Origin of the sequence: Vibrio gallicus, assembly GCF_024346875.1 — a bacterium.
Classification (GTDB): domain Bacteria; phylum Pseudomonadota; class Gammaproteobacteria; order Enterobacterales; family Vibrionaceae; genus Vibrio; species Vibrio gallicus.
Genome location: NZ_AP024871.1, coordinates 1 through 14,096 on the forward strand (window position 1 = coordinate 1; position 14,096 = coordinate 14,096).

10 protein-coding genes are annotated in these 14,096 nt (G+C 43.6%); 6 read left to right on the forward strand and 4 right to left on the reverse strand.

The window, feature by feature from the left end:
- From dnaA to OCU28_RS00030, 6 genes are all read left to right on the forward strand, one after another.
- Positions 1–1,401 carry a chromosomal replication initiator protein DnaA gene (gene dnaA / locus OCU28_RS00005; protein ID WP_261816349.1) on the forward strand — a complete coding sequence of 467 codons (1,401 nt, stop codon included), beginning with the start codon at positions 1–3 and terminating at the stop codon, positions 1,399–1,401.
- 15 nt (positions 1,402–1,416) lie between these two features.
- Positions 1,417–2,517 carry a DNA polymerase III subunit beta gene (dnaN, locus tag OCU28_RS00010; protein WP_261816350.1) on the forward strand — a complete coding sequence of 367 codons (1,101 nt, stop codon included), beginning with the start codon at positions 1,417–1,419 and terminating at the stop codon, positions 2,515–2,517.
- Positions 2,517–3,611, forward strand: coding sequence for a DNA replication/repair protein RecF (gene recF, locus OCU28_RS00015; RefSeq protein WP_261816351.1), 1,095 nt, complete (start codon positions 2,517–2,519; stop codon positions 3,609–3,611). Before dnaN ends, recF begins: the two co-directional genes overlap by 1 nt.
- A gap of 202 nt (positions 3,612–3,813) precedes the next feature.
- Complete coding sequence (gyrB, locus tag OCU28_RS00020) at positions 3,814–6,231, forward strand: DNA topoisomerase (ATP-hydrolyzing) subunit B (protein ID WP_261816352.1); 2,418 nt, start codon at positions 3,814–3,816, stop codon at positions 6,229–6,231.
- A gap of 133 nt (positions 6,232–6,364) precedes the next feature.
- Positions 6,365–7,243 (forward strand): acyltransferase, encoded by an 879-nt coding sequence (locus OCU28_RS00025; RefSeq protein ID WP_261816353.1) that lies wholly within the window; start codon positions 6,365–6,367, stop codon positions 7,241–7,243.
- Between the two features lie 221 nt (positions 7,244–7,464).
- Complete coding sequence (locus OCU28_RS00030; RefSeq protein ID WP_261816354.1) at positions 7,465–7,902, forward strand: Hsp20 family protein; 438 nt, start codon at positions 7,465–7,467, stop codon at positions 7,900–7,902.
- A gap of 45 nt (positions 7,903–7,947) precedes the next feature.
- Here OCU28_RS00030 and OCU28_RS00035 read toward each other — a convergent pair whose 3' ends face one another.
- The 4 genes from OCU28_RS00035 to OCU28_RS00050 all read right to left on the reverse strand — a co-directional run bounded on the left by OCU28_RS00035 (position 7,948) and on the right by OCU28_RS00050 (position 13,980).
- Positions 7,948–9,204, reverse strand: a complete 1,257-nt coding sequence (locus tag OCU28_RS00035) for a valine--pyruvate transaminase (RefSeq protein WP_261816355.1) — start codon at positions 9,202–9,204, stop codon at positions 7,948–7,950.
- Between the two features lie 121 nt (positions 9,205–9,325).
- Positions 9,326–11,392, reverse strand: coding sequence for a glycine--tRNA ligase subunit beta (gene glyS, locus OCU28_RS00040; RefSeq protein WP_261816356.1), 2,067 nt, complete (start codon positions 11,390–11,392; stop codon positions 9,326–9,328).
- A 2-nt stretch (positions 11,393–11,394) separates the two neighbouring features.
- Positions 11,395–12,318 carry a glycine--tRNA ligase subunit alpha gene (gene glyQ, locus OCU28_RS00045; RefSeq protein ID WP_261816357.1) on the reverse strand — a complete coding sequence of 308 codons (924 nt, stop codon included), beginning with the start codon at positions 12,316–12,318 and terminating at the stop codon, positions 11,395–11,397.
- A gap of 177 nt (positions 12,319–12,495) precedes the next feature.
- Positions 12,496–13,980 carry a hypothetical protein gene (locus OCU28_RS00050; protein ID WP_261816358.1) on the reverse strand — a complete coding sequence of 495 codons (1,485 nt, stop codon included), beginning with the start codon at positions 13,978–13,980 and terminating at the stop codon, positions 12,496–12,498.
- Positions 13,981–14,096 lie beyond the last annotated feature (116 nt).

Consider the following 14,096-nt stretch of genomic DNA (forward strand, 5'->3'; position numbering starts at 1 on the left):
GTGTCATCTTCGCTTTGGACTCAATGTTTGCAGCAACTTCAGGAAGAGCTTCCTGCAGCAGAATTCTCAATGTGGGTTCGACCACTTCAAGCAGAGCTAAGTGGTAACACCCTAACGCTGTTTGCCCCAAACCGTTTCGTTTTAGATTGGGTGCGCGACAAGTACATCAATAGTATCAACCGCCATTTACAGCAGTTTTGTGGTAATGACATTCCAGCACTTCGTTTTGAGGTCGGCAGTAAACCAGTATCCGCTCCGCCTATTGCACGTAAATCTGCAGCGGATGTTGCCGCTGAATCGTCTGCTCCAGCCCAACTTGCTCGCCGTCAACCGACTCACAAGGCGTGGGATAAAGAAACAGATGTAGTAGATATTGCTTATCGCTCTAACGTAAACGTGAAGCACAGGTTCAATAACTTTGTTGAGGGTAAGTCAAACCAGCTAGGATTGGCTGCCGCTCGTCAAGTATCGGATAATCCTGGGGCCGCGTATAATCCATTATTTCTATATGGTGGTACCGGTCTAGGTAAGACGCACCTATTGCATGCTGTGGGAAATGCTATTGTCGACAATAAGCCGAATGCGAAAGTGGTGTATATGCATTCAGAGCGCTTTGTTCAGGATATGGTTAAGGCCCTGCAAAATAATGCTATAGAAGAATTCAAACGCTACTATCGAAGTGTTGATGCTCTACTTATCGATGATATCCAATTTTTTGCCCACAAAGAGCGCTCTCAGGAAGAATTCTTTCATACGTTTAACGCGCTTCTTGAAGGCAATCAACAAATCATTCTAACCTCCGACCGTTATCCAAAAGAGATGACTGGGGTAGAAGATCGCCTTAAATCTCGATTTGGTTGGGGCCTAACTGTCGCCATTGAACCACCAGAGCTAGAAACTCGAGTTGCTATCTTAATGAAGAAAGCAGAAGACCATCAGATCCATCTGGCGGATGAGGTTGCTTTCTTTATTGCTAAGCGTCTACGTTCAAATGTACGTGAGCTTGAAGGGGCGCTAAACCGCGTTATAGCAAATGCTAACTTTACCGGTCGCCCTATCACGATTGATTTTGTTCGTGAGGCACTGCGTGATCTACTTGCTCTACAAGAGAAGCTGGTTACGATAGATAATATTCAAAAGACGGTTGCTGAATACTATAAGATAAAGGTTGCGGACTTATTGTCTAAGCGCCGTTCTCGTTCAGTGGCTCGTCCGCGTCAGTTGGCAATGGCATTAGCAAAAGAATTAACCAACCATAGCTTACCTGAAATAGGTGATGCGTTTGGTGGGCGTGACCATACAACGGTTCTGCATGCTTGTCGTAAAATTGATCAACTGCGTGAAGAGAGTCACGATATAAAAGAAGACTACTCTAACCTTATTCGTACATTGTCATCTTAACAGGTCTATAAACCTATGAAATTTACCATCAACCGTCAGTCTCTACTTAAGCCGCTTCAACAAGTTTCTGGTGCACTAGGTGGCCGACCAGCCTTGCCAATCTTAGGTAACGTATTACTTAAGGTTGAAGATGGCGTGTTATCAATGACAGCAACTGACCTTGAGGTTGAGCTGATCAGTAAAGTCAGCCTTGAGAATGAATTTGAATCAGGTAGCGTTACCGTACCTTCTCGCAAGTTTCTTGATATCTGCCGTGGTCTGCCTGATACCTCTGATATCACAATGGTTGTTGATGGTGAGCGTGTCGTTATACGCTCTGGTCGTAGCCGATTCTCTTTGGCGACACTGCCCGCGATCGATTTTCCAAATATAGAAGATTGGCAATCAGAAACAGAGATAACTCTTTCTCAAGGGGCGCTCAAAGGCCTGATTGAAAAGACTCAGTTTTCGATGGCAAATCAGGATGTTCGCTATTACTTAAACGGCATGCTGTTTGAGATTGACGGCAATATGTTGCGTTCAATTGCAACCGATGGCCATCGTATGGCGGTTTCAGAAAGCAGTATCGAGCAATCATTACCGCAGAATCAAGTTATCGTACCGCGTAAGGGTGTACTAGAGCTAACTAAGATCCTAGAGGTACCCGAAGAAATGGTTACCTTGCAAATTGGTAACTCTAACATTCGTGCTAGCGTCAATAATTTTGTATTTACCTCTAAGCTAGTTGATGGCCGATTCCCAGACTATCGTCGTGTTATGCCGAAACAGCCTTCAAAGACAGTTATTGCTGATTGTGAAGAGCTGCGCCAAGCCTTTTCTCGTGCAGCTATTTTGTCGAATGAGAAGTTTCGTGGTGTTCGAGTCAATGTGTCTAACGATACAATGAAAATTACAGCAAATAACCCTGAGCAAGAAGAAGCTCAAGAGGTTGTAGATATCGACTATCAAGGTGAAGAGCTGGAGATAGGCTTTAACGTGAGTTATGTACTTGATGTGTTAAATTCCCTGCGTTGTGACAAGGTTTCATTTGGTATGTCAGATGCCAACACCAGTACTTTGGTTGAGAATACTGAAGATAACACAGCCCAATACGTTGTAATGCCAATTCGCCTCTAATGCCATTAAGCCGTTTAATCGTTAAACAATTTAGAAATATTGAAGCCTGCGATATTAATCTGTCGTCAGGCTTCAACTTTCTCATAGGGGCAAATGGCAGCGGAAAAACCAGTTTGCTTGAGGCTGTGTATCTGCTTGGTCATGGACGCTCATTCAAGAGTTCTATTACTGGACGTATTATTCAACACGACCACCAAGACCTGTTTGTGCATGGCCGCTTAGATACCGAATCTGGTATGCCTTTACCGATTGGTATCAATAAGCGTCGTGACGGAACGACGGAAGTTAAAATTGCCGGTCAAACCGGACAAAAATTAGCTGAATTAGCGCATGTATTACCGTTGCAGCTTATTCACCCTGAAGGCTTTGACCTGCTTACGGATGGACCGAAACATCGCCGTGCTTTTATCGATTGGGGTGTTTTTCACTGTGAGCCTCTGTTTTATGAGGTGTGGGGGAGAATCAAACGCCTCCACAAACAGCGCAATGCCTTACTCAAGACTGCGACACACTATCAAGAGCTCAAATATTGGGATCAAGAGTTGGCTAAGCTTGCCTCTCAAATCAGTGCTTGGCGCGCACAATATGTTGAGCAACTTATAGAGGTAGCCGCTCCTCTTTGCCAAGATTTCCTTCCTGAGTTTGACGTGAATATATCGTTTTACCAAGGTTGGGAGAAAAATGCAGATTATGCGGAAATTTTGCAAAAGAATTTCGAGAGAGATCAGCACCTTGGCTATACTTTTAGCGGGCCGAATAAGGCCGATCTAAAGATTCGCATAAAAGGGACTCCAGTTGAGGATATTTTATCTCGTGGGCAGCTCAAATTATTGGTGTGCGCACTAAGGGTGGCGCAGGGGCAACACCTGACCCAATTAACCGGTAAACAGTGTATTTATTTAATTGACGACTTTGCCTCAGAGCTTGATAGCCAGCGGCGTGCACGTCTTGCAACTTGTCTTAAAGAGACCAGTGCTCAAGTATTTGTAAGTTCTATTACTGAAAGCCAAATTTCTGACATGATGAGCGAAAATAGCAAGATGTTTCATGTGGAACGTGGCAAAATAGAGGCAATAATTATTGAACCTGAATAGTGGTTCTGACTCGGTACTCGGTGGGTTTTCCTACCAGTTTTGAGTTTATAAGCCAAATCGAACCTTTACGGGATTAAAGCCAGTAAAAGTCGAGTTTTAGTTTGGCATAAGGACAGGCTCCGACGGAATGACGTCGCAGTTCACAACGTATTCAAAATAGATGGTTTGGCTATAAGCCTTAACCCCTAATAGAGAGTAACTCATGGCAGAAAATTACGATTCATCGAGTATTAAAGTACTTAAAGGTCTGGATGCTGTTCGTAAGCGTCCAGGTATGTACATTGGTGACACAGACGATGGTACAGGTCTACACCATATGGTATTCGAGGTAGTGGATAACTCAATCGATGAGGCGTTGGCGGGGCACTGTAACGATATTATCGTCACCATCCATGAAGACAACTCGGTTTCTGTAAGTGATGATGGTCGTGGTATCCCTACTGAACTACACTCTGAAGAGAAGGTGTCGGCCGCAGAAGTTATTATGACGGTACTGCATGCTGGTGGTAAGTTTGATGATAACTCTTATAAAGTATCTGGTGGTCTACACGGGGTAGGTGTTTCGGTTGTAAACGCCCTATCTAAGCAGGTGACATTGACTATCAATCGTGGTGGCAAAACTCATGCTCAGACTTATTGCCATGGTGAACCACAAGCTCCTTTAGCTGTTATTGGTGATAGCGATAAAACCGGTACTGAGATTCGTTTCTGGCCGAGTGAAGAAACCTTTACCAATATTGAATTCCACTATGAGATATTAGCTAAGCGTCTGCGTGAGCTTTCGTTTTTGAACTCTGGTGTGTCAATCAAACTAATTGATGAGCGTGAAGAAGATAAATCAGATCACTTCATGTTTGAAGGTGGTATTCAGGCGTTTGTTGACCATCTAAACATCAATAAAACCCCAATTATTCAGAAAATATTCCATTTTGATTCTGAGCGAGATGATGGCATCACGGTTGAAGTGGCCATGCAATGGAATGATGGCTTCCAAGAGAATATCTTCTGTTTTACCAATAATATCCCACAAAGAGACGGTGGTACGCACCTTGCCGGGTTCCGCTCAGCATTGACTCGTACTCTAAATACCTTTATGGATAAAGAAGGCTTTTCTAAGAAGGCCAAAGCATCAACCTCTGGTGATGATGCTCGTGAAGGATTAACCGCGGTTGTCTCAGTAAAAGTACCTGATCCTAAATTCTCAAGCCAAACTAAAGATAAACTGGTTTCTTCTGAGGTTAAGTCTGCAGTTGAATCGGCAATGGGTGAGAAACTATCTGAGTTCCTTGTTGAGAACCCAGGAGAAGCGAAGATCGTTTGTGGCAAGATCATCGATGCAGCACGTGCCCGTGAAGCAGCGCGTAAAGCGCGTGAGATGACCCGCCGTAAAGGTGCTCTCGACCTTGCGGGCTTACCTGGTAAGCTTGCGGATTGCCAAGAGAAAGATCCTGCTCTTTCTGAACTATATATTGTGGAAGGGGACTCTGCTGGCGGATCAGCCAAGCAGGGGCGTAACCGTAAGAACCAAGCAATTCTTCCACTTAAAGGTAAGATCCTAAACGTTGAGAAGGCACGCTTTGACAAGATGCTTTCTTCTCAAGAAGTAGCGACACTGATTACAGCACTTGGCTGTGGTATTGGTCGTGACGAGTACAACCCAGATAAGCTGCGCTATCATAACATTATCATCATGACCGATGCCGATGTGGATGGTTCACACATCCGTACTCTATTGCTGACATTCTTCTATCGTCAAATGCCTGAGCTTATCGAGCGCGGCTATATTTACATAGCACAGCCACCTCTTTATAAAGTGAAAAAAGGTAAGCAAGAGCAATACATTAAAGATGAAGATGCAATGACTCAATACCAAATGGCATTGGCATTGGATAACGCAGCTTTATATGTAAACCCTCAAGCTCCAGCATTGTCTGGTGAGCCTCTAGAGGCATTGGTTGTTCAATATAACCAAGCGATGAAACTAGTAGAGCGAGTTGCTCGTCAACTTCCTAAAGCTCTAGTTGAAGAGTTTATTTATGTACCTCGTTTAACCGCTGAAATCTGTCAAGATGAGAGTGCGGTAACAGCTTGGAGCCAACAGCTTGTAAGTCAGTTAAACGAGAAAGAAGTTGGTGCTAGTCAATATAGCTTTGAGATTGAAAAACACCATGAGCTAAATGTTAGCCTGCCAAAGGTTATTGTTCGCACGCATGGAGTGATGTACGAATACGTAATTAGCCTCGAGCTACTTGCTACTCGCGAATACGATAAGCTAGCCACTCTTTCTGAGGCATTAGATGGCCTTATCGAAGAAGGTGCTTATGCTAAGCGTGGTGAGCGTCGCTGCGATGTAGAAAGCTTTGTTGAAGTCTTGGAGTGGTTACAGAAAGAGTCTCGTCGCGGACTTTCTCTACAACGCTACAAAGGTCTAGGTGAGATGAACCCTGATCAGCTTTGGGAAACAACAATGGATCCAGATTCTCGTCGTATGATGCAGGTTACGATTGATGACGCAGTCGGTGCCGATCAATTGTTCACAACCTTGATGGGTGATCACGTCGAGCCTCGTCGTAAATTTATCGAAGAGAATGCACTTAAAGTTGCAAACCTAGACGTATAGTTGACGATTGTTTGATGTTTACCACAATAAAGCTGACTAACTGGTCAGCTTTATTTTTGAGCGATATTAGTGCTCTTATATGATACCGTTTGTGTCTCTTTGACCTTGTTCCACAAAGATTTTAAGAAATAGTATGTTTGCAAATCTAAGATTGGTTATTTTCGCATTATTGGTTACTTTGAATACCGCTTGGACTGCGGTTGTAGTGAGTTTTTTTTCGATCCTTAAGCTCTTAATTCCGATTAATATCTTTAAGGTAAATATGTCCCGTTTAGGGAATGCTCAGTTTAGATTGTGGGCAACCTTTAACCTTTGGATGTTGAAGGTGAATAACCGCATAGAATGGCAGATAGAGGGGGGCGAGGATGTTTCTTTGAAGCAATCCTATATGCTGATCTCTAATCACCTCAGTTGGGCCGATATCGTTATTTTATCTTCAGTGATTAAAGATAAAGCACCAATGCCTAAATTTTTCCTTAAATATGAATTGTTGTATGTTCCGTTTGTTGGCCTCGCATGCTGGGGGCTAAATATGCCGTTTATGAAGCGTCACTCTCGTGAGTTTTTAATTCGTCATCCCGAGAGACGCAATGATGACTTTAATGCAATCAAACGCGCAAGTGAGCAATTCAAGGGTGTACCGACGACAGTGGTTAACTTTGTTGAGGGAACTCGTGCAAGCCGTGAGAAACTAGCCTCAGTAAAAACACCATATAATCATTTGCTAAAACCAAAGACCGGTGGTGTTGCCTTTGCTCTGGATGCGATGCGCCATGACATTGACGGTATTATCGATATCACTCTGGCTTATCCAGAGAATCAGCAAAGCCCATTTATGGACCTATTACAGGGTAAGTTAACCAAGATAGTGGTTAAGATTGAGCGTCATGATATGGATGAGAACACATCCGGTGATTACTTTAATGATAAAGCCTTCAAGCGTCGTTTCCATAGTTGGCTTAATCTGCAGTGGCAGAAAAAAGATGAGTATCTCTCTACCATCTACAAATAATTTTTAAGTCTAGGGGTTGAATTGAAAAATTCAGCCCCTATTTCTTTTATAGGAAGGGTGCCATACGGGCCTTCTAAACAAGAAACCAATCTCGCTCATTTGAGGTGTATTGGTGACTAAAACCTTACCTTTGTGAACCATGTTCAAGATGAAATGGGGAACAACGACCTTAAGTCCAACTCTCTGGATTTAGGGCTATTGCTAATGATTAGGATAGTATTATGAGAACTGTAGATTTCACTCCTTTATACCGCAACGCAATTGGCTTTGACCGTCTATTTAACATGATGGAAGCATCGTCAGCCAAATCAGCATCTGCGGGCTACCCTCCTTACAATATTGAACAGCAAGACGAGAATAAATACCGTATTACAATGGCGGTTGCAGGTTTTGCAGAAGAACAACTCGATATTACTCAGAAAGAAAACGTATTAATTGTACGTGGAGAGCGTAACGCTGAAGAGGGTAAAAGCTATATCTATCAAGGTATTGCTGAGCGTGATTTTGAGCGTAAATTCCAATTGGCTGATTACGTTAAAGTGACGGGCGCCAATATGGTTAATGGTTTGCTTCATGTAGACCTAGAGCGTGAAATACCAGAAGCAATGAAGCCACGCAAGATAGCGATTAATGGTAGCAACCTGATTGAAAATAGCTAAGTTTTAATAAAGAGTGAAAGAGCGCCTAGGCGCTCTTTTTTGTATTTAGGCGTAAGCTTTTTTTACTTCTTCCGCAATGACCTCGATACCTCGTTTCATATCGTTATCGCTCTGAACATAATTCATTCGCAAGCATTGATGGGCGTGTTCCCATTCTTCGTCTTGACCAAAAAAGAAGTACTCTCCAGGCACTATTAATACCCCTCTAGCCTTAAGACGCTGATAGAGCTCCATTGTAGTTATCGGCAGGTCTTTGAACCATAACCATAAGAACATAGCACCTTCTGGTTTATGGATTCTAAACCTTGGGTCATCAATAGCGTCTTGCAGCAGGGCAACTGCGTGTTGAGACTTGCTGTGATAGAAAGGCTTTATGACATTATCACTCACACGAAGTAAATCGTTGGATTCGATCATATGCTGCGCCACAGCTGGGCCGATACTACCTGGGGCTAGCCCAATAATACCGTTAATGTTAGTTAGTGCTTGAATGGTTTCTTCATTTGCAATCACTATTCCGCAGCGAAGGCCGGGTAATCCAAGCTTAGATAGGCTCATACACAAGATGGTGTTGTCATTCCAAAATGGTGTCGCATCTTCAAATACGATATTTGGAAAAGGCGTGCCATAGGCATTATCTATAATTAGTGGGATGTTATTGTCGCGAGCCAACTCATCTAGCTTTGTAATTTCTTCATCGGTCAGCAAGTTCCCTGTCGGGTTTGTTGGTCGAGATATGCAGATAGCAGCAATAGATTCATCAATCTTGATCTTTGAAAAATCAACATGGTATTTGAACTGTCTATTGTCTAGTAATTCAATTTCTGGTTTATAAGAAATAAATATATCGTCATCAATACCAGAGTCACAGTAACCAATATATTCAGGAGCCAAGGGTAATAGAATTTTTTTATGGCTATTGTCTGGTTGTTTCCCGGCAAGCAAATTGAACAGATAAAAGAATGCGCTTTGACTGCCGTTGCTTAGAGATATGTTCTTTTCACTAATATCCCAGCTATAGGTCTGTTGCAGAAGGTTAGCTAGGCTCTTAACGAAGGTATCTTTACCTTGTGGGCCATCATAGTTAGCCATTGCAGAAATGAGCTCACCATTGGCGACCATTTGTGAAGTTAATTCGGAAAAGTAATCCATCATTTCGGGGATTGAAGCTGGGTTGCCCCCGCCGAGCATGATCGCTCCAGGTGTTCGCAAGCCATCGTTTAGATCTCCCATTAACTGAGTGATACCAGAATTGCGATTAAACTTTTCGCCAAAGGCAGAGTAGTTTTTGGAGGACGACATGCTAGGTTCCCATTGTTTCTCATAACGTATAAGAAACAAACCTTAGCTTAGATATTGGGTAATACTCAATAGGAAGGATATAAATTGTAAAAGAAAGGCCCAGCAAGCTGGGCCTTAAGCGTTATTTCTGTAGAAGAGAAATATCGGCAATCTCTAAGAAGAGGTTTCGTAGGTTATTTAGCAGTGTTAGACGGTTCTTTTTAAGAGCCTCATCTTCAGCCATAACCATTACATTATCAAAGAAAGCATCAACCGGTTCACGTAGGTCTGCAAGCTGGTTTAGAGCTTGTTGATAGTTACCTGTTGCAAAAGCAGGTTCAAGGGCTTCTGTAAGCACCTCTACATTCTCTGCTAGTTGCTTTTCTGCATCTTCTTGAAGTAACACTAAATCTACTTCTTGTGCAAGCTCACCATCAAATTTAGCAAGGATGTTACCTACACGCTTGTTAGCTGCAGCCAGAGATTCTGCTGCTTCTAAGTTGCGGAAGTGAGATACGGCTTTTACTCGCTGATCAAAATCAGTTGGTTTTGTTGGATGGCGAGCCAATACCGCTTGGATGACATCAACACTGAAGCCTTCGTCTTGATACCAAGCACGGAAGCGACCAAGCATAAATTGGATAACATCACCTTCAACTTTGTCGTTGGTTAGGCGATCGCCGAACAGGGATTTTGCTTTTGCAATTAGGTCTGTTAGGTCTAGCTTATAGCCGCTCTCTACTATGATGCGGAGTACACCTAGAGAGGCACGACGTAGTGCAAATGGGTCTGAGCCCTTAGGTGCTTGACCAATGCCAAAAATACCTACGATAGTATCGAGTTTATCAGCCATAGCAACAGCGGCAGAGATCCCGCTTGAAGGCAGCTCATCGCCAGCAAAGCGAGGCATATACTGCTCGTTTAGGGCTATTGCCACTTGCTCATCTTCACCATCATGGCGTGCGTAGTGCATGCCCATCACACCTTGGGTGTCAGTGAACTCAAATACCATAGAGGTCATCAAGTCACATTTGGCAAGCAAACCTGCGCGCTTAGATTTCTCTACGTCAGCACCAATCTGCTCAGCAATATAGCCAGCCAGTTCAGTGATACGGTCTGTTTTGTCTTTGATAGTACCAAGCTGTTTTTGGAAGATAGCTTGTTCTAGCTCAGGTAGACGGTCGATAAGCGGACGCTTACGGTCGGTATTGAAGAAGAACTCAGCATCAGCAAGACGTGGACGGACAACCTTCTCATTTCCTTCAATAACATGGCGAGGCTCTTTTGACTCGATGTTAGATACGAAAATGAAATTAGGTAGAAGCTGCTTATCTTCGGTGTACACAGGGAAGTATTTTTGGTCACCTTTCATGGTGTAAACCAGAGCTTCAGAAGGCACTTTCAGGAACTCTTGTTCAAATTTTGCAGTCAGTACAACCGGCCACTCAACTAGAGAGGTTACTTCTTCTACTAGGTCATCTTCTAGGTCAGCAATACCGCCAACCGCAGCCGCTGCTTTTTTAGCATCCGCTAGAATGATGGCTTTACGCGCATCGTAGTCAGCCATAACTTTACCGCGCTGTTCAAGAATCGCAGGGTATTGCTCAGCAGAATCGATAGTGAACTCTTGCTCACCCATGAAGCGGTGACCACGGATAGTACGGCCTGACGCTACACCAAGGATCTCACCTTGAATAAGGTCGCTTCCCATCAGCATAGTCAGTGTCTTTACTGGGCGAATAAACTGAGTGGTTTTGTCACCCCAACGCATTGGTTTAGCGATAGGTAAGTTAGACAGTGCTTTAGCCGCTAGATCCACAACAATATCGGTTGTTGCTTGGCCTTTTACTTCTTGTTTAAACAGTAGCCATTCGCCTTTATCTGTCTTAAGGCGTTCAGCTTGCTCAACCGTAATACCGTTACCGCGAGCCCAGCCTTGTGCAGCTTTGGTTGCATTGCCTTCAGCATCGAATGCTACAGAAATTGCAGGGCCGCGTTTTTCCACAACTTTGTCTGCTTGGCCTTCAGCTAAAGCTGAAACTTTTAGTGCTAGGCGACGAGGTGCGGCATACCACTTAATACCTTCATGAGTGAGGCTTGCACCCTTGAGCTCAGCTTCGAAGTTCGCAGCAAATGCTTCTGCCAGAGTACGAAGCTGTGTTGGTGGTAGCTCTTCGGTACCCAGTTCAATTAAAAATTCTTTAGCCATGATTACTTCTCCTCAGCTTGTTTTTTACACATAGGGAAGCCAAGTGCTTCGCGCGATGCGTAGTATGCTTCTGCAACTGCTTTGGTTAGGTCGCGGATACGGAGGATGTAGCGTTGACGCTCTGTTACCGAGATAGCTTTGCGAGCATCAAGAATGTTGAATGCGTGGCCAGCTTTAAGAATGCGCTCATAAGCAGGAAGCGGTAATGGCTTCTCTAGCTCTAGGAGTTTCTTACACTCTTTTTCACACTGGTCGAAAAAGGTGAATAGGAAGTCGACATCAGCGTGTTCGAAGTTATAAGTTGATTGCTCTACTTCGTTTTGGTGGAATATATCACCGTAGGTTACGTTGGAGCCGTCAGGAGCCACGTTCCATACCAAGTCGTAAACAGAGTCTACTTCTTGAATATACATAGCTAGACGCTCGATACCGTAAGTAATCTCACCTGTTACAGGCTTACACTCAAGGCCACCAACTTGCTGGAAGTAAGTAAACTGAGTTACTTCCATGCCGTTTAGCCAAACTTCCCAGCCAAGACCCCAAGCACCCAGTGTTGGGTTTTCCCAGTTGTCTTCTACGAAACGAATATCGTGAACTAATGGATCGATACCAAGCACTTCAAGTGAGCCAAGGTACAACTCCTGAATGTTATCTGGAGAAGGTTTAAGAGCTACTTGGAATTGATAGTAGTGCTGCAGGCGGTTAGGGTTCTCACCATAGCGCCCATCAGTTGGACGACGAGATGGTTGAACATATGCCGTAGACATTGGCTCTGGGCCAAGTGCACGCAGACATGTCATTGGGTGAGAGGTGCCGGCACCTACTTCCATATCCAACGGCTGAACAATAGTGCATCCGTTTTGAGCCCAATAATCCTGCAGCGCGAGGATCATTCCCTGGAAGGTTTTGATATCGTATTTTTGCATAGTCGTTTCGCGCGATTCTTTTGTCTGAAAATGAAATAACTTAGAATTATACCGAGTTATTGAGGTTGGTAGTAGTGAAAAAACAGTCAATTCACTTGCAGGGAAGGGGATATGAGCGAAATTAAAGACCCGCCCAGAGTGGTTTACAGTGGACGGGTCAACGATGAGCGTGTGGAGTTAGTTTAAGTTATTGATAAATTTAAAATTAATTGTGCGGGGGATTACCTCTTCACCGTCTGACCGTAGGGCTCCGACTTGTTGCCATAAAACTAAGCACGCATAGACATTACATACAATATCCTCATGTATGTCGTCTGCCTTCATGTCATTGATCCCTGAAGTATCGGATATAACACTAGGAGTTGAAGCAGTAGCATTATTACTGATGACGCTAGAGTAGATGTCATAATCATAATTTTCCACTACCTCAGAGGCAGGTGATTGTTGCCAAGTAACAAGAAAATCTTGGGAGGCAGGGTTGTATCCGATACTAGGTTCATCTACTGCAGTATCGCTATAATCTCCTTCTCCCTCCGCTACCTGAGCAACTATTGTAATGCCACTCAATACTCCTTGTGCTGATAATGTGCGTACATTTATTTTGCTTATAATCGAGTCATCAACATCGATAGTGCTCACATCTCGAGAGCGATAAGCCATTGCATAAATGTTGCTATCGGGGGAGTAAGCTAGTGAAATCTCTTGCGGGTCATCAAAGGTTCTTGCCCCCTCACCAACATCCTTTCCAGAGTCACTATCGATAATAAATAGGTCACCAACATGGCCTAGATTTGCATCGATACGTTGCCCTTCTAGGCCGTTAAATAGTTCGCTAAATATGATAGGAGTTTCTGATTGTATGGTAACGTAATTGTGTTGCCAGGCAACTAGGTATTGGTTGTTTTCAGAGTTATATTCTAGTTGGGAGCCAGTTAACTCATCTGTGCTTCTTTGGCCTAAAATGTTATTACTATCAAATGCCTGCCTTATAAGAGTGGGCTCTCCCTCCGGTTGACCGTCGGTATTAATGTACTGAGCATAAACACCACCAATCGAAGGGTCTGCACTGCAGTCGTTGCCATTATTTAGGTCATGAACCCAAACTAATAGCCACTTATTTAGTTTGTCGTTGTAGGCAATGCTAGCATCACCATGTTCACATCCAATATCTAATAAGGATTCCTTAATAATCGTGCCTTGTCCATCGAGGACGGCAAGCCTCAACTTATCTAATGATTGGTTTGTGGATGTGGCAACGGGGCTTTCCCAAGCGGTAAGAAAGGTATTTTCGATTGAGTTATAACTGATGGTCGGGTCGGCTAAATCTATCGTTGTCGACTCTTCCAGTATGATAGGTTCACCTAAAGTACCATCGTAATTGACTAGGCGCGCTTCTATGGTTTCTAGATCTGGATTATAGGTGTTGTCATTCCAAATAATCATGAAGTGGTGGTCTGTAGAGTTATATGCCGCAGAGGCTTGACGTGCGCGATTGTTCTCAGGTGATAGTGTCTGTCTCTCGGTGTTGATTACATCCGGTGTAAACGTATCAGTTGTTGGTTCTGGTGTATCGTTATCATTGTTATCATTGTTATCATTGTTATCGCTGCACGCAGTTAAAAGCGTCATGACAGATAAAGTTAGCCAAAATTTGCTATTCATAGGGTTCCTTCCTGATAGCTAAATGTAACTAAAAGGTAGGACAGTTTTTTTAGTGCGGATAGTTTTAAGAGGCATTTGATGGTTGTGGCCGTATAGATTGCTGGTTAGTTACGGCA

Excerpts from the sequence above, each read along its gene's own strand:
- dnaN (WP_261816350.1), top strand. The coding sequence starts at position 1,417 with ATGAAATTTACCATCAACCGTCAGTCTCTACTTAAGCCGCTTCAACAA.
- recF (WP_261816351.1), top strand. The coding sequence starts at position 2,517 with ATGCCATTAAGCCGTTTAATCGTTAAACAATTTAGAAATATTGAAGCC.
- gyrB (WP_261816352.1), top strand. The coding sequence starts at position 3,814 with ATGGCAGAAAATTACGATTCATCGAGTATTAAAGTACTTAAAGGTCTG.
- OCU28_RS00025 (WP_261816353.1), top strand. The coding sequence starts at position 6,365 with ATGTTTGCAAATCTAAGATTGGTTATTTTCGCATTATTGGTTACTTTG.
- OCU28_RS00030 (WP_261816354.1), top strand. The coding sequence starts at position 7,465 with ATGAGAACTGTAGATTTCACTCCTTTATACCGCAACGCAATTGGCTTT.
- OCU28_RS00035 (WP_261816355.1), bottom strand. The coding sequence starts at position 9,204 with ATGTCGTCCTCCAAAAACTACTCTGCCTTTGGCGAAAAGTTTAATCGC.
- glyS (WP_261816356.1), bottom strand. The coding sequence starts at position 11,392 with ATGGCTAAAGAATTTTTAATTGAACTGGGTACCGAAGAGCTACCACCA.
- glyQ (WP_261816357.1), bottom strand. The coding sequence starts at position 12,318 with ATGCAAAAATACGATATCAAAACCTTCCAGGGAATGATCCTCGCGCTG.
- OCU28_RS00050 (WP_261816358.1), bottom strand. The coding sequence starts at position 13,980 with ATGAATAGCAAATTTTGGCTAACTTTATCTGTCATGACGCTTTTAACT.